This window comes from Spirochaetia bacterium (assembly GCA_022482625.1).
Classification (GTDB): domain Bacteria; phylum Spirochaetota; class Spirochaetia; order Sphaerochaetales; family Sphaerochaetaceae; genus Pleomorphochaeta.
The window spans coordinates 1353586-1377795 of record JAKVOU010000001.1 but is presented as its reverse complement, the minus strand read 5'-3'; the positions used below and the strand labels follow the sequence as shown (position 1 = coordinate 1377795).

Genomic DNA, 24210 nt, shown 5'->3' with positions numbered 1-24210 from the left:
TATCTGAAGCCATAACAGAAATCTTTTTGATTCTGGTATGACTTTTCTGTTGATGGGGGAAATATATATCTCTGAAAATCTTGATGATGTCTATCGGTTCTGCCTGCTCATATTACCTTTTTTTCCAACCATTTGTTTCCATGTAGTCTCTGAAGGAAAAAGATGCTTCTTACAATCCAGTCACAATACATGGCAAGCCAGACGCCCAGCAGACCCCATCCGAATGCCAAGGTGAAAAGCCATGCACAGCCGACCCGTACGATCATCATGCTGGCAAGAGAGACGACCATGGTAAATTTTGCATCTCCTGCTGCACGTATGAAATTCGGCATGGAGAAGGAACTGGTCCAGAATAATGGAAAAAAAATCAGCGTCTTTGAAAAAATGCCGTAAGTAAGATTTGTTGCATCTGCCTCAAGGTGGTAGAAACCTATGAAAATATGAAGCAAAGGATAGATGAAAAGGACGATGATTGTCATTGCACCCATACCCCAGAGCTGAAGTTTCTTGCAATAATACCTTGCCATATCTTTTTCACCAGCACCGACACATTGCCCTATGATGGTTGTTGAGGCGAATGAGATACCGACACCGGGGATGGTAATCAAACTGCCAAGGTTGTTCAGGACAGCTCCTGAAGCTATTGCAACGACCCCCAGAGATGAAATGATGCCCTGGACCAACAGTTTGCCGATATTGAATGCACTGTTCTCTATGGCATTCGGGACACTGATCGAAGAGATCCTGAGACACATCTTTTTATCAAGCTGGACGTGCATGAGGCCGGTCAGACGTAGAGGAATATCCTGTATATGGATCAATACCAATAATACGGCAGCAGCAACTACCCGCGATATGAAAGTCGCAAGTCCGGCTCCGGCAACTCCCATATTGAAGTGGTATATGAACAGGGCATTAAGAAGGATATTCGTAGCATTCATCAGTATGGAAACCTTGAATGTCAGTCTGCTGTTGCCAAGGGAACGGTATATTGCTGATCCTACATTGAAAATGCCTAGGAAGGGAAAATAAGCAAATATGAAAACGAAATAAGTAAGGCAGGCTTTTGTAAGTTCCGGGCTAAGATCGCCATACAGCAATTTCAGCAAAGGAGCTTTCAGCGGCAGACAGATTGCAGGAGTGATGATGCCAAGCAGCAAGCAGATATAAAACAGCTGTCTCGCTGCTTGATTTGCAGCAGATATATCCTTTTTGCCCAGATATTGGTTGACGACGGCTGCACCACCGGTTGCAAATGCCGCAAACAGCTGTATGAATAAGGTGGACAAGGTATCTACCAAAGCAACGCCGCTTATAGCAACTTCCCCGCAGGATGAAACCATGATTGTGTCTGCCATACCTATGGTTACGGCAAGGAACTGTTCGCCCATCAAAGGGACAATAAGTTTTATGAGATAAGAGTTGTCAAAAAGCAAAGGACCCAATTGCTTTGTTTTGCGTTTCCGATGCATTGATGGTAGCATGTACTTGCCTTCGATTGCCATCTGGCATGATAGAGTATTTCCAGAACGAACCAGGAAATTTGAAATAAAGGATACTGTAGAAAATACAGTATCCCATTGTCATGAAAAATCTGGCAGTCACCGAATTACATATTCAGTAGACCTTCATCATTTGCAAATTCCTTGTTCCTGATATTGCGGAACATACTTACAAGCTTTTCGACAGTCAGTTTCTTTTTTTCTTCACCGGCCACGTCAATGATAATCTTCCCTTCATCCATCATGATAAGCCGATTACCATAGTTGATGGCAAACTGCATGTTATGGGTAATCATCATAGCTGTCAAGTGTTTCTCACGAATATAATTCTCAGTAAGTTCCATGACAACATCTGCATTTCTGGGGTCGAGGGCTGCTGTATGTTCATCAAGGAGAATCAAGGAAGGATTGCTCATGACGGTCATCAGCAAGGTAAGAGCCTGACGTTGCCCTCCAGAAAGCAAGCCGACATTATCCTTCAACCTGTCATCAAGCCCGATCGGTTTGAGCATGTTTCTGAATTTTTCTCTTTTTTCATTGCTAAGACTCATTTTGAGTCCTTTCATTCCCTTTGTAGAAGCTAAGATCATATTGTCTTCGATGCTCATGCTGGCTGCTGTGCCTTTTGTTGGATCCTGAAAAATTCGTCCGATCGTAGCAGCTCTTTTATATTCAGGTACATTGGAAATGTTTTTTTCGTCATGGAAAATCTTTCCGTTGGTCAGGGAATAGGTTCCGCTTATAAGATTGAACAATGTCGTCTTTCCTGAACCGTTTGAACCGACGATGCAGATGACATCTCCGTTGTTGATAGTCAGGCTGATATTTTCAATTGCAACTTTTTCATTTACGGTACCAGGATAAAATACCTTGGTAACATTTTCTATCTTGATCATTCTGCCGCCTCCTTGGATTCTTCCATTTTCTGTTGATTGCGGAGAATGGCCTGCTTGCGTGCACTGCGTGCACTTGCCTTGGACCTTGTGCTTGCGATGTACAGGCTGAGTAATACAAGGATACCGGTAAGGAGTTTGAAATCATTCGGGGTAATGTGGATAAGGTAACCGTAACGACGTCCAAAGAACATAAGGGCTTTGTAGGCTATCGCACCAAATACGGCACGCAGGGTAATCAGGGAAATACGGTTCGTTGAAAAAAGAAATTCTCCAAGCATTATTGCCGCAAGGCCTTGGACTACCATTCCGGTACCTAAGTTTGCATCTGCAAATCCCTGATACTGTGCCAACATGCCTCCTGACATGGCAATGAGGCCGTTTGAGACACCGATGCCTATCAACTTCAGGACCTTTGGATCCATGCCTTGGCTTATTACCATCTGCTCATTGCTGCCTATGGCACCTATGGCAAGGCCAAGATCGGTTCTGAAGAACAAGTCAATGAGGACCTTGACGATGATTACGATGATCAAAGTACCGAGCAATGCTGCATATTCACTGGGTAAGAAAGAGAAAACCCTTGGCAGTTTTGTATAGTAAGTCTGGAATTTAAGAAGTGGTACGTTTGCCTTGTTTCCCAATATCCTAAGGTTTATTGAATAAAGCATCGTCATAGTCAATATACCAGCCAGCAGACCAGGAATCTTGAACTTGTTGTGGATTGCTGCAGTTACCATACCTGCTATCAGGCCTGCGCCGAATGCAAGTAGCACTGCGATGAAGATACTACCTCCATGTACGATATGCATGGTCGCCACAGCAGCACCTGTTGCAAATGATCCATCACATGTAAGATCTGCGAAATCCATAATCCTGAATGAGATGAGTACGCCGATTACCATGATGGAAAATATCAATCCATCAACGAAAATGCCTTCAATCATAATAACCCCTTTACGACTACAGGATGTCCGGAAGCCGGGCATCCTGTAGATGACATTGGGAAAAAGATGATGTCTATGAGACTATTTCTTTTCTATCATTTTCCCGTTTTCAACCGTAACAGCTGCAGAGGCCAGAACATCGTCGGGGAATGTTATCCCGAGAGTCTTTGCATTGTCAAGGTTTAGAACAAGTTTGAAATCCGCAGGATCGGTCAACATGACGCTACCAATGTCTCCCGGTTTTGCTCCCTTTATACATTTTTCAATCAATTCACCGGTCTTGCGTCCGATATTGTAGTAGTTGAAGCCCCATGCAATGAGGAAATCAAGGCCGTCAATACCACTTGCATCAGCAGAGAACAGTGGTTTACCAGCCTTTGTACAGACATCGGCAATACTAGCCAATGCACTGATAACTGCATTGTCAGTTGCAATATAGACTGCATCGACCCTAGGCATGATGGACTGTGCAGCCATCATGGCTTCAGAGCTGTTTGTGACTGCTGCACTGACGAGCTTTAGACCTAACTTATCGCAGGCTGCCTGAGCTTCCTGGTTAAGGACGACGCCGTTGGCTTCACTGCTGGTGTAGATGTTTCCGATTGTTTTTGCTCCTGTTACTTTGACGAGCAATGAAATCTGAGCTTCAACGGGGTTTGCATCTGAAACGCCGCAGAGGTTGTCTGCCACCAGACCTGCACCCTTCGGGTCCGTGATGGCTGAGAATACAACAGGTTTGTCATGGAAAACATTTGCAAGAGCTTGTGCTGATGGTGTACCGATACCAACGGTGATATCACAGCCTTCAGCCTTGAACTGCTGTGCAATTGCTGCAGCGGTAGAAACTTCTCCGTTCGCTACCTGAAAATTATAGGTAACATCCAGGCCCGTGGTTGCAAGATAATCCTGCAATCCTTTTTCATCTGCATCAAGTGCAGGATGAGCAATGATCTTAGAAACTCCAATTTTATACGTCTTTGTCGTGCTGGCGTTTGCCGTCTGTTCGGTTGTCCCGTTGGAGAAGGCTGGAGCTACGACAAGAGCAGCCAGAGTCGCTGTCATCAGGAAAGACTTGAACTGTTTTCTCATTGTTGTCCTCTTTAAGTGTTTTTTGTCACTATATCGATAATTGTTGGCTTTGTAAATATTTTTTATACATTATGTGAAATAATATGCAGAAAATATACATGTTATGGTAGTGCTGTTCTTGGTCGGGGGAGATTGGCTGTATTTTGATAATAACAATGGCAAATAGACGTTTTTCCTGTCCATATGGGTAAAATTTACTTATCAACTCCTATATGATGTAGTATACTCTTTTAATAAGCCCAAGATGCCCGAAATTGTAGCACTACATTTTTAACCCCAATGCTTCCTTGAACTTTCCTGAGTCAAGACTTGAGGGAACATCAATCCCAAAAGCCCTGTAGCATTCCTTTACTTGCCTGTTCGGAGTTTCGACTATGACCGTTCCGTCTTGTTTCCTGAAGCACATCAGGGACTGTGTCCTGCCGATGATCTCCGCAAGCGGATGGCCGTCCCCATTCGCTTCCTTCCTGAACAGAAGCGTGATGATGAGGCAGATCATATCTGCAAGGATCTTGCCCCGTACCGTGCAGTCGGTCCACTTTGCAAGGGGAAGCAGCTTGAGATATGCCTTGGATGTCTTGAAGGCTCCTTCTATGTCGGCACGGTCAAAGTAGCGGGAAAGGATGTCCTTGGGAGCAGCCCGGTAGTTTGCAATGAGTACGAAATATCCGGATTTCACTGTCAGGAAGTCCTTGTCCCTGGCACTTAGCTTCCCGTATGCATCCTCATCCCTCAGGATGCCGTCACGGAATCCCATGAGCGCATTTTCCTTGTCGACGAACGGATAGAGGAACACATGCGCATCAAAGAGCCTGGCCTCCTCACAGGTCCCGAAATAAGTATGCCTGTTGCGGACAAATGCATATCTGCCCTTTGGGATCTGCTCCTTGTGCCTCCAGTACAGTTCCTTGTATGGATATCCCTTCCTTGCCGGCATCCTCAGTATCAGGGACTTGTCCCCGCAGTCAGAAAACGCCCTTATGATTTCCTTTGATGCATATCCGGCATCAAGGGTGAGGGAACCGACGCTGATGCACAGGCTTGACTCCACGTCTTCCACGATGCCCATCACCGTGCTCACGTCAAGCAGGTTCCCCGGGATGATGTCGAACCATACCGGAAGGGAATGCCGTGCGTCCAGCACCAGGACAAGCCTCATCATGCAGGCGCTCCCATGTACCCCGTGGCTGCACAGTGCATCGAAGGGATTGTCCGCCATGCTGTTCGGCAGGGGGGTCGAATCCACATAGCACGCATTGCCGAAACCAGGATCCTTCATCTTCATGAAGGACACGAACCCCCTGAAGAATGCCATCTTCACACGGTCATCCCCCAGCAGGGAGAAGAAGCCCGAATCACAATGCAACGAGGCTGTCCCTATGTCATCAAGGAGGCAGGCTGCAAAGGACTTGTCCAGGAAGCTGTCACACGATATCGCACTTCCGTTCCTCAGTATCCCATGCAGGAGATGGGCATACACCCTCTGGAGGTCCTTTTTTTTCGTAAAGACGTCCGCCAGGAGCCCTGCCAGCCCCTGTTTCCTCAGGAACTCCAAAAGGAGATAGGCATCCCCGAAGACGGTGTGTACCTCCTTCTTCAGTTCCCCGTGCGACATGATCCTCCCGTCATCGTCATCAACGGGACTGAACTCATCCTTTTCCACATCATAGGAGACAAGGCCCCTGGTCGGAGAAACGAAGACCCCCCTTTTCTTTGCAGCATCAAGGAATATTATCTTCCCCAGCACTTCCCTTGAAATCTGCCTGGAATGATATTTAGCTCCGCGGACGTATGCGACGTCCTTGATCGAAGCCGAACCGGATATGAAATTGCCTGCGGCATCGCAACAAGTCTTCTGAGTTTTGATAAAAGCCATGTTCGCCTCTTAAGTAGTCTTTTATATCACTACATAATATACAGCGCATTACAACCTATATCAATAATTCAAAAGAAAATATTCAAACTATTTGGAATGTAGTACTACAAAATCATTCATCTAAGGATAAGGAAAAGGATAAGAATGGGTATAATTGAGCGGAAAAGGCGTGATCGACAAAGGAGAATCAAGGAAATCCTTGATGGTGCAAGGGATATATTCAATCTCAAGGGATTCCGTGATTCAACGATGAATGACATTGCTGATATGTCCAATCTAAGCCGAAGAACTCTGTATCTGTATTTTCATAACAAGGAAGAAATACTTTTGACGATAGCCGTCAACACCCTGCATAAGTTGGTAGATGAGGTGAAAAAGGAAATTTCTCCGACTGACAGTGGCTTGGATAAGGTTATGACGATTGCAGGGAAATACCGTGATCTTTTCCTTATGGACAGTGCCAGTTTCCAATTCATACCGAATTTTACCAGTTGCGTGCAGTCCCTTGGCAAAGAGGATGAGACTGTCATCAGCTGTGAAAGGACCGTTCAACAGATATCAGGGATTGTGGAGCAATATCTTATTGAAGGGATGCATGACAAGAGTATAAGGAAATTTGAAAACAGCTCAAAAATTGCTACCATTCTCATAAGTATGATGCATAGCTTTATCCAGAGTGTCGATACTGACAATGACTTGCTTCGTATTGCTCTGCACATAGATCCTACTGAGTTTATCAATGAATCCTTGAAGGCGATGTATCATTTTCTTTCAACCGAATAAGATCAGGTTGCTTATAGCTTAGCATGGAGCGTTCGGGTCTATTTCCCAATTATCTTATATGTTTTCCTTACCCGATAAAAAAACTCTGGAAGCTATGCAGCCTCCAGAGTAGTGAAAAACAACTATTTGTCAGAAGCTATAGTCTGCACTTAACTGTACGAAACTATTGTCTTTGTAGGAATTGAATTCACCGTCATCCCCACTTGCAATAAATACGCCTTTTGCAGTCACAGAGAAGCCATCTTTGACGACGTATTCTACCTTTGGCATTACCAACAGATCTTCTCTCTCGAATCCCCCACATTACGGTAACTGAAGGCTTGAGATTTTCATGCATGAAGCTGTCAGAGAACTGGACTGCAATCTTGTCATTGGTACAGGCCTTTGCACTGTTGTAGTCTACATCACTGGTATTATCCTTGACATCATCATAGTTGAGGATGAAAGAACCGATGGTCTGTACATTGATGTTCATCTCGTTCCAAGGCAGATCCCTGTCAAAGCCTGCAAGCCATTGGATGCTGTTGTTATGTACGGAAGGATCATCTCCATCGATATCATCAGTCAAATAGTAACCAAGTTCGCCCCTGAGGGTATAAGGTCCCTTGACTGTTTCTGCATCTGCTCCGAAGACCTGCAAGCGGTCATAGTCAAGGCTTGGTTCGCTTGTAGTTGCATCGATAGACAGGGAAGGCGTCTTATAGTGACCCAGATAGTATTCTGTACCCCAATCGATATTATTTGTCGTACCGGTGACCCTCAGGCCGTACTGGCTGTACTTCAGGCTATCGGTATCAGCCAGGTAGTAGCTTTCGGAGCCATAGGTTTCGTCAGCCTGTGCTGCTGCGATGATAGCAGAGGCAGTAGCAATGGATTCAACTTTTGCAGTTGCAGCAACAGTAGCCTCAGTTGTAGTTGCCCCAGCTTCTATTGCAGCCTGGTATGTAGTTTCATAAAAGGTTTGATAAGCTTCAGCATATGTATTTCCATATGCAGTTGCACTTGCTGTTGCAGCTTGTGTTGCCGCATAGGTTTCTATTGTAGAATAGATATCGCTTATCTGTGATGGTTCCCAACGTCCGCTGGTAGGGTAACGGTCAGGGGTCATTCCCGGCGTCCATACAGCCTGGATGCTGATGTCGTGGGTGTTGCCGCTGTTCCATGTCATATCTATTTCCGGTTCTGCAATCCTTCGGTCAATATAATCAGGAATGACAAAATCGGTGTAGTCATTTGCATTGAACAGATCAAGAACGTGCAGCTTGTCACCTCTGCCCCATACAATCTTTGTTTTTCCGGCTTCAAATACGAACTTTCCCAGGTAAGCCCTGTAGCTGAACTCATTGATGATATCTTCAGGATAGGTTTCAAGCGTCGTGGGATCAAGCAGGATTGTACCACTCAGATCTGAATTTGCACCTGAATAGTTCAGGTTCAGCTTCAGTGAAGGAAGGACACCTGTATCCAGTGCATCTGAGCCTGCAGTATCATTATCCTGCAGATAAGCCCTGGACTGCAGCTTTGCTTTACCCGTAATCTGCACGGAAGATGAACTGTCAGAAGAGGATGAAGTACCTCCGAAGAAGGATCCGAAACTATCCGAAGAGTCTGTGCTGTCTGATGATATGGCTGTTGTTGCATCGTCACTGAAATCAGAGAATCCGCTCATATCCATGCCATCAGCAAAAAGAGGGGCACAGACCAGCAAAGAAGCTCCTGCAAGTGTTAATAATGTAGTTTTTTTCATCTATATATGCCTCTGTAATAAATTTTATTTATCATTTGTCAAATACGACCTGTCTTGAGGAAGGCAGAAGTAAACATACCATCTGAAACTGCTTTATCAAGTTCGAGTTTCAGTATGCCGATCTTTGTGGAATGTCCGCTCTGGACATTTTTCATAGTATCAATCAGAGGAATCCAGTACCCCTGCACTTGTTGAAGCTTGTCAACCGTCAATACCTTTTCCAGAGCATTCTGTTTATCATACATTTCAATCTTGACCGGTACGTAGCTATTCTTGTCTACCCAAGAAATTCTATAAGCGTATTGGGAAGAGGAAAGATCTTTTGCCGTCGATTTGACCTTGTAGCAGTCGTAGCCATTGAAAGATTCTGAGCCAAGCAGTTCATGGTTATCTACGTCTACTTTCCTAGTTTCCATGTCATCATAAGTTGCATCTGTTCCCATGAAGGACTTGTCACCTTCTGCAGAAGAAACACGACGTACAGTTCTCAAGGCCGGTAGATAGATCCATTTGCTATTTGGCCCTGATTCATTTTCTATCTGTAGAAAGCGGGTATCCTTCACTGAGGAAGGGCTCCTGAAAATCATAACAGTTGAAGCCAGGTCATTCTTTTCTCTGCTCCATTCTTCTACCAGACGTTTTTGGACATCGCCATTGGAGCTTATCAGGTCCATTTCAACTGCTGAATGGGTAAAATTAGGTTTCTTTACATCATAAGCCTTTTGCATGACATCTGTACCCGTTACGGTGGCGAATACAGAAGCCGAAGTAATTATTCCTATGGAAAGCATACCTAAAAATTTTTTTCCAAGATTAAATTTTGTCTGCATAACATTTCTCCTTGTCATGTCGTCGTTGCAGCTTCTTGCTGCAACTGAAGAGTCGTTTTCTTTTTGATCCCAAAAGATCATCTTTTTATTTTTCAGCCTTTCCTGCTACAGGCCTGTTTAGGAACTTTGGCTGGAAAGCATTCAGCATCGCAGGAAGGATCGTCATCGCTGTGAGGGAACTGGTCAACATGACGATAGCGACCAGGATACCTATATATCGCAGGACGACGAACTGTGAGAGTGCCAATACTAAGAAACCTAATCCAACAGATACGGCATTCACGACAATTGCTTTGCCGGATACTGCAAGCGTATTCAGAGTTGCCTTTTCCGGATCGTGGTAGACAAGCCATTCATTATGGTAATCACTCATAAAATGAATGGTATAATCAACGCCGATACCTATGGCAATGGAACCGATCAGACTGGTTACCATGTCCAGGTTGATATGTGCAAGTCCCATGATGCCGAAGTTGATCAGGATTGACAGCATCAAAGGTATGGCACCGATCAAACCTGCAATCGGGGAATGGAAATAGAGTGTCAGAATCAGGAATACGATGGCAATTGCAAGTATCAGGCTGGAAACCTGGCTTGAAGTAATCATGTTCGTCAATGCATTTTCCAGTTCGGCTATTCCATAGGCCTTGAAGGTGTATCCTGCAGGGAAATGAGCAGCGACGTAGGCATTTGCATCAGCAATTATGTCAGCGACGACCCTTGTTTCATGAGTAGTAAGCTGTACCTGCATCCTTGCCATTGAAGGCTGCAACGGATCATTGGAAAATTGGTCCAAGGAACCCGAATATAACAGCAGGTACTGTGAAATGAGATTCTTCAATCCCTCTTCGTTTTCCACAGGATATTTCGTTATGTCCGTCGGGATTTCGTCATAAGCCGCGCCATTGTAGTTCAATTCTTTTTCCAGCGCTTCATAGAATTCATCAACTGTCAGATTTTTTCCACCACCAGCTCTTGCATATGATTTTGCAAGCAGGGCCATCATCTGATCAACTGTGACTGTCTGTGAAAGCATCTGTGAAGAACCATAAGGTTTGACCTCAGTAGAAGCTGTAGTGCCTTCGGAGGTTCCTGTTGTGTCAGCGGAATCGCTGAAGAAGCTGTCAGGAGCGGAACCCGTATCAGAAGATGATGCGTCACTGCCAAAGAAGCTGTCAGGAGCGGAGCCCGTATCAGAGGATGAAGTGTCACTGCTGAAGAAGCTGTCAGGAGCGGAGCCCGTATCAGAGGATGAAGTGTCACTGCTGAAGAAGCTGTCAGGAGCAGCACCGGTATTTGTAGTTTCTTCCGTGGTTTCGGCAGATGCTTCCGTCTCTACATGCATGACCTGGTTCATGCGCTTGATAAAATCGGAGAAGGAAATTATTTTCCCTATCTGTGGATATTTTCCTGTCAGATAAGTAGAAAGGTCATCCATGTCCTGCAATATCTCAGGATTTGTCAAATCACCGGCCTTTGTGCCTTCAATTGAGAAATTGAAGGTATTTGAACCTGCAAAGTTTTCATCAATCATCTTTGCATCCTGACGGATAGAAGAAGATGCCGGGAAATAATTTATGATTGCTGATTCGACATTGAGTCTGGACAGTCCCCAGAAAGACAGACCCATGATTACGACAAAGAAAAATATGAGTCTGCTTCTGTTACCTGCCAAGTAGCCGTAGAAACTGCCTACAAAAGACTTGTGCCATGAATCAGAACGTGTTGCCAACTTAGCGGCAACCAAGTTCCTGCGGTTGTTGGTTGTTTTTCCTTCTTTTGCATCCTGTAAGGTCTTGGCTGCTTCAAGTCTTCTCTTTATCCGTCTGTTTTCTGCACCTAGTGGCTTGACTATAAGTAAGGCAGGTATGAAATAAAGGGAAAGGAGCAATGCAATGGTAACACCGATTGCACTGAACAGGGCAAAGGTTTTCAAAGGAATGATGGGGCTGGTGATTGTTGAAATGAAACCTGCGATAGTCGTGATGCCGGCCAAGATGACCGGTCCTTTGATCTTTTTCATGGATTCCCTGACTATTTCGGATTGCCTTTCCTTTGATACCGTTCCATGTTCCTTGGCAATCATTTCATAGTAGTGATTAAGGACATGAATACCATAGGCGGAGCCTACTGCTATCAATACTACCGGCAGGCAGCTTGAGACAACGGTAAAATGTACCCCCGTAACGGCCATCAGTCCTACCGTCCATATTGTGCTGATCAACACGGTGATGACAGGCAATAACATTCCTTCCAGTTTCTTGAACGAAAGCAAGAGGCAGATGAGGACGACAAGAGTTACCAATGGAATCAAATGGGCCAAGTCAGTATTCATATATCTGCGAGCCATTTGGGACAAGACAGGATCGCCTGCCATGGTTACTTTCAGGTCACCGGTATTGTATTTTTGGACAATCTCTGCAACCTGGTCATACAGTACATCCATTTCATGGGGGGTAATATCCTTGTCTATGGTAATTACTACCTGGCTTCCTTTTCTGTCCTTTGAGATGATTACCTTATCATACATGGATTGCCAGTCCACGATATCCTTTTTGAGCTGTTCGACTTCTTCGGCAGTACCCGTGAAATCATCAGGAACAAGTGATCTTGCTTCCATGCCGCCATCTACAGCAGTAAGAAAATCAATGTTTGTCAATGATTGGACATCATCAACATGTGCCAGGTTCTTGATATCCTTTGAAAGCGACCTGATTTCCTTGACATTGCTGGCAGTCAGTATCGTTTTACCTGTTGTCTGCAATGCAACATCCATCAATATTTCGCTACCATATACCTTGTCTGCATCTTCCATTGTCTTGTAATCCGGAAGTGTATGCGGAAGGTAATTCTTGATGTCATTGTCAATGATGATGCTTGGAATCTGATACCCCATCAGGCCTGTCAGGATGACAGTCACTATGATGGTCAGCCAAGCTTTTCGTGATGATCGTACCATATTTATTAGTACCTCCGGTCTTCTGTTCTTCTGTTTTTCTAATACAAGCAGAATATAAATTCACACAGTGTGTAATTCAAGCACTTGATGTGAATTTTTCTAAAATTTATACAAATTATGTATTTTGTATAAAAAATAAACCGGTATTATGGTAGTATAGTATTCTTTATTAATAGTAAGCTATCTTTATTAGGTAAAAAATTATAGCTCTTGGACTGAATGTGTAGAAAAAAATATTGTGATAAGAAAAATACATCCCATTGATTTTTTAGGATGTTGGTCGGCTATAACCTGATGAATAGTGAAAAACGAGACCCTTTTCCTGTTTCGCTGGCAATGTCCAAGAACCCGCCGTGGGAAACAGCAATGGCCTCGACTATAGACAGGCCAAGTCCGCTGCCACCTAGCTGTCTTGACCGTGATTTGTCTACCCTATAGAAACGTTCAGTCAAGTATGCGAGATTTTCTTTTGGGATACCTATTCCGTTGTCAGCAACATTGAGTATTGCGAAATCCTGTAATGTTGCACTTTTTGAAAAACCATGCCGTTCAAAGGTTTCCTGCTGCTCTCTACTCATCGGGCTGTCGATGTAATCTATGCTGAAGGTTACGGTGGTATCCTTGCCACTGTACCGTATGGCATTGGACAACAGGTTTGTCAAGGCCGTATTGATCATTCTGCTGTCACAAAAAATCTTAGTTCCTTTAGGAATATCATTCAGGGCTTTCATTCTTTGTGCTTCAAGCCTGAGATGTGCTTCATCAATCAACGTGGTTACCAATGATGCCATGTCTGTCTGTTGTCTTTCAGCCTTTTCAATACCATCTTCAATCTGTCCCAGTTCCTGTAGCTGCCCGACGATATCTGCCAGCCTTTCGATTTCCTTATGGCAAAGCTGCAGATGCTGCTCATCTTTTGCCCAGATTCCATCCAGCATTGCTTCTGTCTGCGCTTGCAGGTTCGTGATGGGTGTCCTGAGTTCATGCTGGATATCCTGGGTCATCCGCTTGTCATGTTCCATGTTTTGTTTCAACTGTCTTGACATGGTTGAAACTGCTGTGTCCAGGTCCTGGAGTTCCGAGATGGAAGAGTGCTCTTGGGCCTCAATTCCATAGTTTCCCTTTGCAATTTCCTTGGTAGCTTCTGTTATGTTCCTGATTGGCCTAGAAAACCTGTGAGACAGAAGGATACCGATGAGCAATGCAATGATGAAGGAAATACTTCCGATGACCAGGATACTCCTGTTGATGGAATCCTTGAGCTGCTGTTCCAAGGTTCCCAGTTTTGAGGCATTCCGCAGATGCAATATGGTACCGTCATTCAAATGGATGGCATTTCCATGGTAAGGCTGGCCTGTTTTTGCCGGATTACCTGCCGCTGATATTTCCAGTCCCTGCTGATTGGCCTGGCTGATGATCAGGTTCTTGTCGGAACTGTCATTGAGCAGCTGTGCAAAAGTCTGCAATTCTTCAGTTCCTCTGCCTTCTGCATAACGTGAAAACTGATAATCTACATAGTAGTTGATGGCAAGGCCTGTCAAGAGGGTGACGCAGAGGGAAAGCAGGCCGAAGGCAAAGGCCAGATGGGAGCGAACTGAAAAACTAACTTTCAAATTGATATCCTCGTCCATGGATTGTCTTGATATGAACCGGATGATGTCTGTCGGGTTCAAGTTTTTTCCTCAGACTCTTTATATAGGTATCGATACTTCTATCATAACCATCAAAGTCACCGTCAAGTGCAAATTCAATCAATTGGTCCCGTGAATATGGCCTGCCTGGATTCCTGGCCATGGTAATAAGGATCTTGCGTTCTGTCGGCGTGAGCTTGACGGGCATGGCATTCCGTCTGACTGTTTCATTCTGGAAGTCGATGGTAAGGTCCCCAAATGCTAGGGGATGTGAAACAAGGACATCTGCTTCGCTACGTCTGAGTACTGCCTTGATCTTTGCAATGACTTCGCGAGGTCTGAATGGCTTGACTATGTAGTCATCTGCTCCCATTTCTATGCCTTTCACAAGGTCCTCTTCACTGCCTTTTGCCGTCAGCATGATGATAGGAACCCTTGAATGTCGTCGGATTTGTCTGCAGACCTGTTCACCGGTCAGGACAGGCATCATCAAGTCAAGTACAAGCAAATCAGGAACCATTGCCGAAAATATATCAAGGGCCTGTTGCCCATTGTCGGCAATAAAGACCTCATAGTCTTCTTTTTCAAGATAAGCCTTGAGGATTTCAGTAATGTTCTGCTCATCATCAGCAAGCAGTATTTTCTTTTTTCCCATCATGGTCCCTCCATTTCCATAGTAAACCGACATATCCTGTTTATCAAGGAACAATTTCTTATCAAGTAGCTGTTTTGTGCTTCTGCTGTATGTAGGAATGCCAGTCAATGATCGGTCCATCGATATAATCATAACTTATCTGCTGAATATGGGAAAAACATGGTGATTCGCCCTATACGAAAGATGCAGCCTGAAAAGGCTGCATCAGAGGCCAAAAAGGAGGAGATTGTTCCTATAGTTCTACTTCTTTGCCATTTTCTACCAAGATGCTGGCAGCTTCCCTTACATTCTTCGGGAAGGTAATTCCCAGTTCCTTTGCCCTATCGAGGTTGAGCATCAATTTGAATTGCTTGATGTCTGTAAGGTAAATAGCTCCTATGTCACTTGGTTTCTCTCCATCAATGACTTTGGCTGCAACTTGGCCGCTTACCAATCCTACCTTATAATAGTCAAGGCCCCAGCTCATCAGGAAATCCGTACCATAGCTACTTGTGATATCACTGTTGAAAAGAGGTACTCCTGCTTCCTTGCAGACTTGGTCGACACTGGCAAGGGCGCTGACAACCGTATTGTCATTTGCTATGAACATGCCATCAACCCTGTGTATGATCGAGAGCGCAGCGGTTTTTACTTCGGCACTGTTCGCTACTGCTGCAGTTATGAACTCGATGCCGTTTTCTTTACAGTATTTTGCTGCTCTTTCTTCCATAGCGACCCCGTTGGCTTCCCCACTGGTATAAATCATGCCAAGCTTTTTCAGGCCCGTGACTTCAACGAAAGTCTTGATTTGGAGATCGATGGGGTTGAGATCTGAAACACCACAGACATTTGTATCTGTACCGGCAGGAAAGGTCAGGCCTGCTGCCACCGGATCTGTAATTGCTGCATAGATGACAGGCACTTTGCTGTCCTGATATACAGTAGCCAAAGCCTGGGCAGGTGGGGTAGCGATGCCGATTACCATATCCTCACCTTTGTTCTTGAATGTCTGGGCAATCTGGATTGCAGTCGAAATTTCTCCGTTTGCATTTTCCAGGTCGAAATCTGCCGAATAACCGTTGTCATTGAGATAATCCTGTATACCTTTTTCAATGGCGTCCAATGCAGGATGCGAAACCAACTTGGAAATGCCGATCTTCAGAGGTTTTGCAGTGCTCTGCTGGACTTTGCTTGATAACTCTGGATTTCCTTGTGCAAAGGCTATCTGGCTTATGGTCATGATGGCTAATGCCATTGCTATGATTCTTTTCATTTTGTTTCTCCCTTCAGTGTACTTTGTTTCTTTCAATAGTAATGATGTTACTATATGTAGAAACCTATGACCTGTCAAGTATCTTTATAGAGAAACATGATCAAATTTTCAATTCACTGATGGTTTCGTAAGGAAAAATACAAAATATAAAAAACAAGCTGTCGTGAAGTGACAACAGCCTGTTTTTTCTTGTTTGCCGTGATTATCAGAAATCCATGTCCTCATCCGGACCGCCGTCATCGGGGAAATCGTCGTCATCTTCATCATCATCGAAGTAGACGTCCTCAAAATTGTCCAGATCTCCCTCCAGATCTTCGTCTTGGTCATCCTTTTCTTCATCTTCTTCGTATGATTCATCATCACCGAAAAGAAAACTGTCATTGATGAGTTCGTCATCATTGTCTTCGTCTTCTTCTTCCATGAAGTCGTCATCATCGTAGTCAATGACCTGCGGAGAATCCAAATCGTCAGCATATTCATTGTCATCATATGCGGCGTCGTTGAAGTATTGTTCTTCTTCCTGATCAAGTTTTTTTTCGTCAGTTTCACGTGCCATTGCAACACTCCTGGGAAATTGTCTTGGCCTCATGATAATTTGATTGCCTGAGGACGTCAATTATTATTTTGTTTTTCTGGACAGGTATACGTATTTTTGTTAGCATTGTTGCTGACAGTTGGGAGGGGTATCCCTATTATATATTTGACTGCATTTCCTTGATGAATCCAAAAGGAGAAAAAATGAAAGCAAAGAAATTGTTCTTGCTGCTTGCTACAGGCACCTGCCTGCTGCTGATGTCTTGTTCAACATCAGTAACTGTGTCCTATCTGAAAGGAGCTAAATACGATTTGAAAAAATATACGAACATAGCAATTGCTCCGACATCCGTCGGAAGCAATGTGCCTGTGTTCTATGACAGAAAAGTTGATATAGAATATGACGATGTTTCTGCATATCGATATAGTGGGTATAATCGGATGATTCCTGATGAAGTGGCTTCTGCTTTCTCTTCCGATATTGCAGACAAGCTGATTGCCAGCGGTTATTTCAATGTCATGAAACCATCTGTGACAGAAACCTATCTTTTTGCTACGAACTACGGGACCCGTAGCTTTGAAAAACTTGCAAGCCAAGGTATGGATGCCTTGTTGGTAAGCCAAGTGTCCTTCCTTGATGAAAGCGAGCGCGTATATATCGGTGATGAAATCTGGCTTCGTAACCCTGACTATGTATCGGGTTCTTCAGGAAAAGAATACATATCGTCAGGCAAAAGAAAAGTGACAATTGTCCAGACGGCGACGCTTGGTATTACTTATAAGCTGATAAATGTCCATGACGGTTCTCTCATTACCAGTGATACCTACACGGATAAAATCAGACATAGCATTACTGCAGACCCTGATGATGACGGTACTGAATTGCCATCTATGGAAAATCTATACATGCGGTTGGAAAGAAACTATGTAAAGAACATGTTGTCTGATTTGGTGCCGACTACTGTCTATACGAACGTGACGCTGATGGATAACAAGCCGAAGAATGCTGTAGCTTCCTCAGGATATGATTTGGTGAAGCGAGGGAAACTGCAGGATGCCTATGATGTATTTGTTGCTGCATGGCAGAAGGATGGTCATATACCGTCTGGGTATAATGCTGCTATTGTCAAAGAGGCAATGGGAAAACGTAAAGAGGCAATATCCCTGTTGCAGGAAATCTATGCAAAAAGCGGTAACAGCCAGGTTCGTGCGGCAATCAACAGAATGAAACTCTACGAAAACATCAATTCTGATGCAGAGGAACAATTGTCCGATAGATAGGAGCAAGTCAATGGCAAAAGTCATTATGGTAGAAAGTGCAGACACAGGGAAAGTCCTGACTATGCTTGAAGAAGGAAAGAAGACGGCAGTGATTGATTTTTCAGGAAGTGCAGCCACTGGAAATACATCATGCAGGCGCTATGCTGCCGGAGACGGCATCAAGGCATATGAACAGCTGAAACGATGGGTTTCCAGCGGAGCTTTTGCACAGATTGCCGTAGTGGATGGTGCAAAGGAACTTGAACATGATAAGTTTATTGACTGGATTATTGACCATAAAACGAAGGATGATTTTCCTGACTTGTTTATCAGCGGAACGACAGTCGGTGAAAAAATGAAGAAGGTAGCTGATAGAATAATCAAATGACATCCTGAGGCTGTTATATTCTCAAAAACTTGATCTTTTAATGACAAATATGGGCTATTGTTTGCAAACAATAGCCCATTTTTGAACTTTACTTGTTTTTTTCTTCCATATTTTCATAAATGAGGATATACTTTCTGAGTAGTTGAAAGTTTTTGTGCAGATGATTACCTAATTGTAACTTTGGAGGTACTATCGTATGTTGTTGGATATGACGATTGCGAACTTCAAGTCCGTCAAAGAGCCTCAGACCATTTCTTATGAGGCTGTCAGGGACAACAGGTTTGCCGATTCCAAGACCGTAATGGTCAACGACAAACTGCGACTTATCAAGACCGCAGCCATAATCGGACCAAATGGTGCCGGCAAGAGTTCCTTTGTCAGGGCACTTGAATCAATCAAAAGCATTGTCTGTGCTCCAGCTGAGAGCGAGAATCCCATCCAGGTATTGTCGGGCACTGGATTCGCCTATTCGGAAGAAAAAGGTGAACCTTGTACTATCAAGTTGCGGATATTGCTGGACAAAGGCAATACGGAGGCTGGCAAACCATCGATTATAGCCGTCTATACGCTTCATTCTACCTATAAGCAAATAACGGGCGAATCCCTGTATTTTATCTATGACAGGAGCAAGAAGCTGATGTTCGAGCGGACGGTGAAGGAAGATCCCTTTGCTACAGATGATACACCAAAGACGTATGCATACCGATTCGGCAAGATGTACAGGGGTGACAAGAGACGGTTGATGAACAAGGTTGATGAAAAGCATACCTTCTTGGCTGCAGCTGCCGAACGGGGGGGAGAAACCGCTTCCTCTGTGCAGCAATGGTTCAAGGTCCGTTTGAATATCCTTCCCATGGGAGTTTCATCTCTCAGTGAGAAATATATCATCGAACAGATTACTGCACATCCGGCATGGGTACAGCAGCTTATCAATTTTCTCTGGTCTGTCGATATAACGGATATCAGGAACATCTTGGTAAAGAATGACCGGCTGATATTTGTTCATACGAACGTGACCATGCACTATGCTTCCTATTTCATGCAGGAAAGTCTGTCTTTACGAAGACTGACACTGATCGGAATTGCCTTTTTTGAAAGCTTTGTGGCGCAGCGGACTCTCGTCATCGATGACTTCGGCATGTTGCTCCATCCTGATGTGCTTACACATATCATAGAAATCTTTGAAGCCTGCAATGATAAGGCAGGTTCACAATTGTTGGCAGTTGATTGTAATCCGACTCTTCTGAGACCGGGATTGATGAGACGTGACGGTATCTATTTTGCCGAAAAAAACTGGGAAAGTTCCACAGTCTATTTCAGCTTGGCACAATTCAAATATTCCCGCAGAAGGGATTTGACCAGTCAGCAGTATCTGAACGGTGCTTTCGGTGCTTTGCCACTGCTCAGTGAGTTCAGCTTCCAGGATGCTGGAAAGGAGGATAAGTAACCATGGCTCGTAAAAGAATTACTACCGCTCCCAAGAAGACGATGCTGATTGTTACGGCAAGTGAAGAGGAATCACTCTTTTTTTCCCAGATGCGCAAGGATTGTCGATATACGAACCTGACGGTACAATGGGCTGAGGGAGTAAAAGATGAACTTGAAGCTCTTATTCTCTATACTGCAAGGAAACGAAGCCATGGTAAATTCAATGAGGCCTGGCTTTTGTTCGGATTTGAGGAATTGGGGATTACTGCCGTCGATGTCAAAGCTATTACATCGTTTGCAGAAAAGAAAAAAGTTAAGCTTGCATGGTGTAATCCAGGCATACAGCTTTGGTATATGTTACATATAATGGCTCCCAAGGGCTATGTCGATACAGCTGCTGCCATTGATGATGCATTGCCGCGTTATATTCCTGGATATTTTCCAGGAAAAGACTTTCTGCTTGGGGCCGATGGGTTGAATCTGCATCTTGCCTTGTATCCGAACAAGGCAAAGGCTGCCATAAATGCACGTTCGTACAACCAGATGGCTGAGGCGAAAACCAGTCTTCCTGCGACGAATCTTGTCTATATGCTCAATGCAATAACAGACAACTGCGGGCTGGCTGACATAACCCATAACCAAAAAATGATAGGTATGAAACGCTAGCATGACAAAACATAGGGGAGAATAAAGTTTTCTTTCTTTTTTATCAGGATACATGTATGTCTTTATTTTCATTTGATGTTACAGATTGGAATACCGGAAGTTATCGGGATGTGAAGAAACCGAGAAAATGCGCCCGCCCATGGAAATTGGTCCATGATAAGAAGCCTGACGTAGCTGTACTATGTTGTCATGGTTATACTGGCTATCCTGGTGAAATGGCTAGACCGGGAGTAGATCTCTTTTCCGCGGGTTTTGATGTTTTTTGTCCCCGGTATTCCGGGCATGGGACCAGCAGGGAGGATTTTTTGGCAACAACGGGCCAGGATTGGCTTGGAACTGCTGAATGTGCTGCCAAGGAACTTCCAAGGCAATACAAAGATATTTATTTGATCGGGCATTCAATGGGTGGACTTATTGCCTTGATCCTTGCCTCGCGTTTCCCTGTGAAGAAGATGGTATTGTTCGCTCCTGCATTGCTGTTGACCGGCTATGATGAGAAACAACTGGAAACAGCCGGCCGGCATGCTTTGACTCGCTCCAAACCTTGGCAGTCAGATCCTGGTTTTCAAGGGACTTGTGAACGGGATCCTGATGATGATGCGTATCTAGGCAGGGAATATTGGTCTTATGATGCTTTCAGACAGTTGCTTGAATTAGGAAGACTTGCCAAAGAGGCGAGAGGACTTTTACCTTCCATAGCTACCGATACCTTGACTATCTGTGGAGAACAAGATCTTGCAGTCAGTCCTGAGGTAGCCCATTTGATAGAGACTACAGGTACGGGAGAAAACAGTAGCCTGCTCATCCCTGCAGCTGGACATCTCATCCAATATGAAAAGAACAGGGATGCCCAGGACCTTTGCAACAAAGCCGCTGTAGATTGGTTGCTCAAAGGGTGAAACTGCAGTAAATCTTTCCTGTCTTAGTGCCGTTTTCAATTGTTGTCCTGACGTCATAAAGTGAGGTCAGGTTTGTTTCTGTGAGTACTTTGTCCGTAGGGCCGAAGGCAAGGGTTTTCCCTTCCTTGAGCAGAAGGGTCCGGCTACTGTATGAAAGTGCAATGTTGACTTCATGAAGGATGCAGCAGATGCATAATCCCTGTGCAGCTAGGTCGGCAAGCAATCCCATCAGATACTGCTGTTGCAGCGGGTCGAGATACGTAGTCGGTTCATCCAGAAGAAGCAGGCGGGGGTGTTGCATCAAAGCTCTGCCTATCATGACTTTTTGATATTCGCCGCCGCTTAGGCTGGTTACGGATCTATCTCTGAGTTCCGCGATACCTACCTTTTCCATAATGCTTTCGCGTTCTTGTACATTTGGCTGGACCAGATAGCTTCCCATTGAAACCATTTCATCAACGGTAAATTCAAAGTTTATCTGTTCTCTCTGGGGAACCCAGGCAATATTTTGGGCGATTTCTTTTCTGGAGAGCGTTCTTATATCCTTGGTTTGGAGTTCGATGATACCTTTTTGGGGTTTGCACAATCCAAGCATCAGGGAAAACAAAGTGGATTTTCCTGCGCCATTCGGTCCCAATATGGAAGTCAGGCAGCCACTTTCAAGCTGGAAGCTTACTGCTTTCAGCAATGGTTTTTCCTCTTGGTAACCAAACCAGACGTCTTTGCAGGAAAGCAAAGGTTCCATCATAGGCCTCCTTTCCTTTTTTTCCTGAGCAATGTCAGGAAAATCGGAGCCCCACAGAGAGAGGTGATGATACCGACAGGAATTTCAGTACCAGGGATTATGCCTCTTGCAATGGTATCGGCGACCAAGGTGAAGATGGCGCCGAAAATGAGCGTAGCCGGCAACAGACGTCTGTGTGAAGGTCCGACAAGCAATCGGCACAAGTGTGGTACTACCAGGCCTATGAAACCTATTATGCCGCAGAGAGCGACAGAAAGAGCCGCCAGCAGGGTCGCCAGGGCCAAGAGGATCGGGCGTTTTCTTTTTGTGTCCATTCCTATGGTCTGAGCTAAGTTTTCCCGGAGTAGCAGGAGGTCCAGGTCCTTGCGGAACAGGAAAACCAATGCAATCAACAGCAACAGGATGGGACCTGTACGGAGTATCTTGTCCCAACTGGAATAGCCGAAGGAACCCATTTGCCAGAATATGATGTCCTGCAATTTATCTCTACGGAAGAACAGCAGCAATGACAATACGGATGATAGGAGAAAATTCATAGCAACGCCGCTTAGCAGCAATGTATTTGAATCTGCTCTGCTTCTGCCTGCCATGAAATAAATTACCACACTTGCAGCAAGTGCACCAAAAAATGCCGAGCCGTCCAACAGTATTGCAGAGGCAATGCCGGCAGTCGAAGCTATTGCAATACCAAGAGCTGCCCCTGATGAAATGCCAAGGATATAAGGATCTGCAAGGGGATTGCAGAACAAGGATTGGAATATGACGCCTGAAACCGATATTGCCATACCGATGATCAGGGATGTTATGATTCGTGGCAGACGTAGGTTAAGCAGTATGTAGGCATGGGTTTTTGTGATGTCTTTCCCTGACAGGAAAAGCATTGTTTCCTTCCAGCTGAACTGTGCACTGCCGATTGACAGCGAACATACTATAAGACATGCCAACAATATCGTGGCGATCAGGTATGGATTTCTTCTAGAATGCATCGGGATGAAAGATCTTTGCCAATGCTTCCACGGCTTCTGCATTCCTGGGAGTCTGGCGGTCAAGTCTGTCGGTATCGACAGCATATACCTTATGATTTTTCACAGCACTCAAATCACTGTATGGAAAAGTACTGCTGAACTGTTGTACTACATTTCCTGACTTTGAGCAGAGCACCATATCAGGATCTTCTTCTATGAGTTTTTCTTGGCTGTAACTCCATCCCGATACACTCTGTGCGATATTCAAACCTCCTGCGATATCCAGCATGTTGCCGATAAAAGTATTTCCTCCTGCAGTAAAGTCACCCCACTGTCCGTAGCTGATCATATAGTAGACCGTTGGCTTGGCCAGGCCAGCAACTTTTTCTTGGACTGCTGTTATCTTGTCCTTCATGTCGCGGACAATTTTTTCTGCTTCCTGAGATTTGCCTGTTATGGCACCGACATCTTCTATCGACAGATACGTAGCTTCAAGATTCCCTTCGTGGTAAATGGCAAAGGCAGGAATACCTGCTTGCGATAAAGCATCAACGACTTTTTGCGGGCAATGTGTGGAAGCAAGGACTAGATCGGGTGACAATGCAATGATTTTCTCCAGGTCCGGAGAAGTAATTGAACCGATTTTTGTAACATGGGTAATGGTTGCCGGCCAATCGTCATAGTCCGTGACTCCTACTATTTTATCTTCCATTCCAAGGAAGGTGAGTATTTCAGTAAGGTTCGGACCTATGGTGACGATTTTCTGAGGATTTGCCGGTATGGTAACAGTCCGTCCATATGAATCAGTGAAACTATTACCTGTTTCGGCATGTTCCGTAGTTCCCATTGCAGCCAGCTGCAGGCAGCTGCAGAGGAGAAAAACAGGCAACAATATATATTTTCTCATTGTTTTGACTCCTATTTCAGAAAAGCACCGAGGAAGGGACCTCATGTTTGTCTGTTTTGCCTGACAGGAAGGATACATTCTTCAGCAATTGTATGCTTTATGATACTTATTCACTTGACCCATGTCCAGCTTTACCTATAGAGTACAAATATCGGCAAGGAATATTTCTCGCATTTATAGGCTCTTTCATTCCTTGGATTGTGTTTTGTGGTTTTATATAACAAATGTAACGAAAAATTTACCATACTGTTTTT

21 protein-coding genes are annotated in these 24210 nt (G+C 44.5%); 6 read left to right on the top strand and 15 right to left on the bottom strand.

The genetic code is table 11. The annotated features are described in order from the left end of the window. Positions 1-107: 107 nt before the first annotated feature. From LKE40_06220 to LKE40_06200, 5 genes are all read right to left on the bottom strand, one after another. Positions 108-1505, bottom strand: coding sequence for an MATE family efflux transporter (locus tag LKE40_06220; GenBank protein ID MCH3917044.1), 1398 nt, complete (start codon positions 1503-1505; stop codon positions 108-110). A gap of 104 nt (positions 1506-1609) precedes the next feature. After that, the gene (locus tag LKE40_06215) at positions 1610-2398 is read right to left on the bottom strand and encodes an ATP-binding cassette domain-containing protein (GenBank protein MCH3917043.1); all 789 of its coding nucleotides are present in this window, start codon (positions 2396-2398) and stop codon (positions 1610-1612) included. Next, positions 2395-3342, bottom strand: a complete 948-nt coding sequence (locus LKE40_06210) for an ABC transporter permease (protein ID MCH3917042.1) — start codon at positions 3340-3342, stop codon at positions 2395-2397. The genes LKE40_06215 and LKE40_06210 overlap by 4 nt, the downstream gene beginning before the upstream one ends. A gap of 81 nt (positions 3343-3423) precedes the next feature. Next, positions 3424-4431 (bottom strand): ABC transporter substrate-binding protein, encoded by a 1008-nt coding sequence (locus LKE40_06205; protein MCH3917041.1) that lies wholly within the window; start codon positions 4429-4431, stop codon positions 3424-3426. 262 nt (positions 4432-4693) lie between these two features. Then, entirely contained in the window at positions 4694-6307 is a 1614-nt protein-coding gene (locus tag LKE40_06200; GenBank protein MCH3917040.1) for a transposase, read from the bottom strand. Between the two features lie 144 nt (positions 6308-6451). On the opposite strand from LKE40_06200, the gene LKE40_06195 reads away from it, so the two are divergent. Then, a complete protein-coding gene (locus LKE40_06195) occupies positions 6452-7090 on the top strand; it encodes a TetR/AcrR family transcriptional regulator (GenBank protein ID MCH3917039.1) in 639 nt (212 codons plus the stop codon). A gap of 193 nt (positions 7091-7283) precedes the next feature. Here LKE40_06195 and LKE40_06190 read toward each other — a convergent pair whose 3' ends face one another. From LKE40_06190 to LKE40_06160, 7 genes are all read right to left on the bottom strand, one after another. Then, positions 7284-8837 carry a hypothetical protein gene (locus LKE40_06190; GenBank protein MCH3917038.1) on the bottom strand — a complete coding sequence of 518 codons (1554 nt, stop codon included), beginning with the start codon at positions 8835-8837 and terminating at the stop codon, positions 7284-7286. A 38-nt stretch (positions 8838-8875) separates the two neighbouring features. After that, positions 8876-9667 carry an outer membrane lipoprotein-sorting protein gene (locus tag LKE40_06185; protein MCH3917037.1) on the bottom strand — a complete coding sequence of 264 codons (792 nt, stop codon included), beginning with the start codon at positions 9665-9667 and terminating at the stop codon, positions 8876-8878. Positions 9668-9752: 85 nt separating this feature from the next. Further along, positions 9753-12626, bottom strand: coding sequence for an MMPL family transporter (locus LKE40_06180; protein MCH3917036.1), 2874 nt, complete (start codon positions 12624-12626; stop codon positions 9753-9755). 284 nt (positions 12627-12910) lie between these two features. Beyond that, positions 12911-14239, bottom strand: a complete 1329-nt coding sequence (locus tag LKE40_06175) for an ATP-binding protein (protein ID MCH3917035.1) — start codon at positions 14237-14239, stop codon at positions 12911-12913. Continuing rightward, a complete protein-coding gene (locus LKE40_06170) occupies positions 14229-14912 on the bottom strand; it encodes a response regulator transcription factor (GenBank protein MCH3917034.1) in 684 nt (227 codons plus the stop codon). The genes LKE40_06175 and LKE40_06170 overlap by 11 nt, the downstream gene beginning before the upstream one ends. Positions 14913-15144: 232 nt before the next feature. Beyond that, entirely contained in the window at positions 15145-16164 is a 1020-nt protein-coding gene (locus LKE40_06165) for an ABC transporter substrate-binding protein (protein ID MCH3917033.1), read from the bottom strand. A gap of 205 nt (positions 16165-16369) precedes the next feature. Further along, positions 16370-16720 (bottom strand): DNA primase, encoded by a 351-nt coding sequence (locus LKE40_06160; GenBank protein ID MCH3917032.1) that lies wholly within the window; start codon positions 16718-16720, stop codon positions 16370-16372. A gap of 182 nt (positions 16721-16902) precedes the next feature. Between LKE40_06160 and LKE40_06155 the strand changes: the two genes are divergently transcribed. From LKE40_06155 to LKE40_06135, 5 genes are all read left to right on the top strand, one after another. Further along, the gene (locus tag LKE40_06155) at positions 16903-17979 is read left to right on the top strand and encodes a hypothetical protein (protein ID MCH3917031.1); all 1077 of its coding nucleotides are present in this window, start codon (positions 16903-16905) and stop codon (positions 17977-17979) included. Between the two features lie 10 nt (positions 17980-17989). Then, positions 17990-18346 carry a hypothetical protein gene (locus LKE40_06150; GenBank protein ID MCH3917030.1) on the top strand — a complete coding sequence of 119 codons (357 nt, stop codon included), beginning with the start codon at positions 17990-17992 and terminating at the stop codon, positions 18344-18346. Positions 18347-18542: 196 nt separating this feature from the next. After that, the gene (locus LKE40_06145) at positions 18543-19793 is read left to right on the top strand and encodes an AAA family ATPase (protein ID MCH3917029.1); all 1251 of its coding nucleotides are present in this window, start codon (positions 18543-18545) and stop codon (positions 19791-19793) included. A gap of 2 nt (positions 19794-19795) precedes the next feature. Continuing rightward, positions 19796-20440 carry an RloB domain-containing protein gene (locus LKE40_06140; GenBank protein ID MCH3917028.1) on the top strand — a complete coding sequence of 215 codons (645 nt, stop codon included), beginning with the start codon at positions 19796-19798 and terminating at the stop codon, positions 20438-20440. A 56-nt stretch (positions 20441-20496) separates the two neighbouring features. Beyond that, positions 20497-21339 carry an alpha/beta fold hydrolase gene (locus LKE40_06135; GenBank protein MCH3917027.1) on the top strand — a complete coding sequence of 281 codons (843 nt, stop codon included), beginning with the start codon at positions 20497-20499 and terminating at the stop codon, positions 21337-21339. Here LKE40_06135 and LKE40_06130 read toward each other — a convergent pair. The 3 genes from LKE40_06130 to LKE40_06120 are packed head-to-tail and all read right to left on the bottom strand — an operon-like array spanning position 21329 to position 23956. Next, entirely contained in the window at positions 21329-22084 is a 756-nt protein-coding gene (locus tag LKE40_06130; protein MCH3917026.1) for an ABC transporter ATP-binding protein, read from the bottom strand. The two genes, LKE40_06135 and LKE40_06130, sit on opposite strands and share 11 nt — an antisense overlap. Continuing rightward, positions 22084-23070 (bottom strand): iron ABC transporter permease, encoded by a 987-nt coding sequence (locus LKE40_06125; protein ID MCH3917025.1) that lies wholly within the window; start codon positions 23068-23070, stop codon positions 22084-22086. The genes LKE40_06130 and LKE40_06125 overlap by 1 nt, the downstream gene beginning before the upstream one ends. Continuing rightward, positions 23060-23956 carry an ABC transporter substrate-binding protein gene (locus tag LKE40_06120; GenBank protein ID MCH3917024.1) on the bottom strand — a complete coding sequence of 299 codons (897 nt, stop codon included), beginning with the start codon at positions 23954-23956 and terminating at the stop codon, positions 23060-23062. The genes LKE40_06125 and LKE40_06120 overlap by 11 nt, the downstream gene beginning before the upstream one ends. Between the last annotated feature and the right edge of the window lie 254 nt (positions 23957-24210).

Coding starts and splice junctions, on each gene's coding strand:
- LKE40_06220 (MCH3917044.1), bottom strand. CDS start 1,505: ATGGCAATCGAAGGCAAGTACATGCTACCATCAATGCATCGGAAACGC.
- LKE40_06215 (MCH3917043.1), bottom strand. CDS start 2,398: ATGATCAAGATAGAAAATGTTACCAAGGTATTTTATCCTGGTACCGTA.
- LKE40_06210 (MCH3917042.1), bottom strand. CDS start 3,342: ATGATTGAAGGCATTTTCGTTGATGGATTGATATTTTCCATCATGGTA.
- LKE40_06205 (MCH3917041.1), bottom strand. CDS start 4,431: ATGAGAAAACAGTTCAAGTCTTTCCTGATGACAGCGACTCTGGCTGCT.
- LKE40_06200 (MCH3917040.1), bottom strand. CDS start 6,307: ATGGCTTTTATCAAAACTCAGAAGACTTGTTGCGATGCCGCAGGCAAT.
- LKE40_06195 (MCH3917039.1), top strand. CDS start 6,452: ATGGGTATAATTGAGCGGAAAAGGCGTGATCGACAAAGGAGAATCAAG.
- LKE40_06190 (MCH3917038.1), bottom strand. CDS start 8,837: ATGAAAAAAACTACATTATTAACACTTGCAGGAGCTTCTTTGCTGGTC.
- LKE40_06185 (MCH3917037.1), bottom strand. CDS start 9,667: ATGCAGACAAAATTTAATCTTGGAAAAAAATTTTTAGGTATGCTTTCC.
- LKE40_06180 (MCH3917036.1), bottom strand. CDS start 12,626: ATGGTACGATCATCACGAAAAGCTTGGCTGACCATCATAGTGACTGTC.
- LKE40_06170 (MCH3917034.1), bottom strand. CDS start 14,912: ATGGGAAAAAAGAAAATACTGCTTGCTGATGATGAGCAGAACATTACT.
- LKE40_06165 (MCH3917033.1), bottom strand. CDS start 16,164: ATGAAAAGAATCATAGCAATGGCATTAGCCATCATGACCATAAGCCAG.
- LKE40_06160 (MCH3917032.1), bottom strand. CDS start 16,720: ATGGCACGTGAAACTGACGAAAAAAAACTTGATCAGGAAGAAGAACAA.
- LKE40_06155 (MCH3917031.1), top strand. CDS start 16,903: ATGAAAGCAAAGAAATTGTTCTTGCTGCTTGCTACAGGCACCTGCCTG.
- LKE40_06150 (MCH3917030.1), top strand. CDS start 17,990: ATGGCAAAAGTCATTATGGTAGAAAGTGCAGACACAGGGAAAGTCCTG.
- LKE40_06145 (MCH3917029.1), top strand. CDS start 18,543: ATGTTGTTGGATATGACGATTGCGAACTTCAAGTCCGTCAAAGAGCCT.
- LKE40_06140 (MCH3917028.1), top strand. CDS start 19,796: ATGGCTCGTAAAAGAATTACTACCGCTCCCAAGAAGACGATGCTGATT.
- LKE40_06135 (MCH3917027.1), top strand. CDS start 20,497: ATGTCTTTATTTTCATTTGATGTTACAGATTGGAATACCGGAAGTTAT.
- LKE40_06130 (MCH3917026.1), bottom strand. CDS start 22,084: ATGGAACCTTTGCTTTCCTGCAAAGACGTCTGGTTTGGTTACCAAGAG.
- LKE40_06125 (MCH3917025.1), bottom strand. CDS start 23,070: ATGCATTCTAGAAGAAATCCATACCTGATCGCCACGATATTGTTGGCA.
- LKE40_06120 (MCH3917024.1), bottom strand. CDS start 23,956: ATGAGAAAATATATATTGTTGCCTGTTTTTCTCCTCTGCAGCTGCCTG.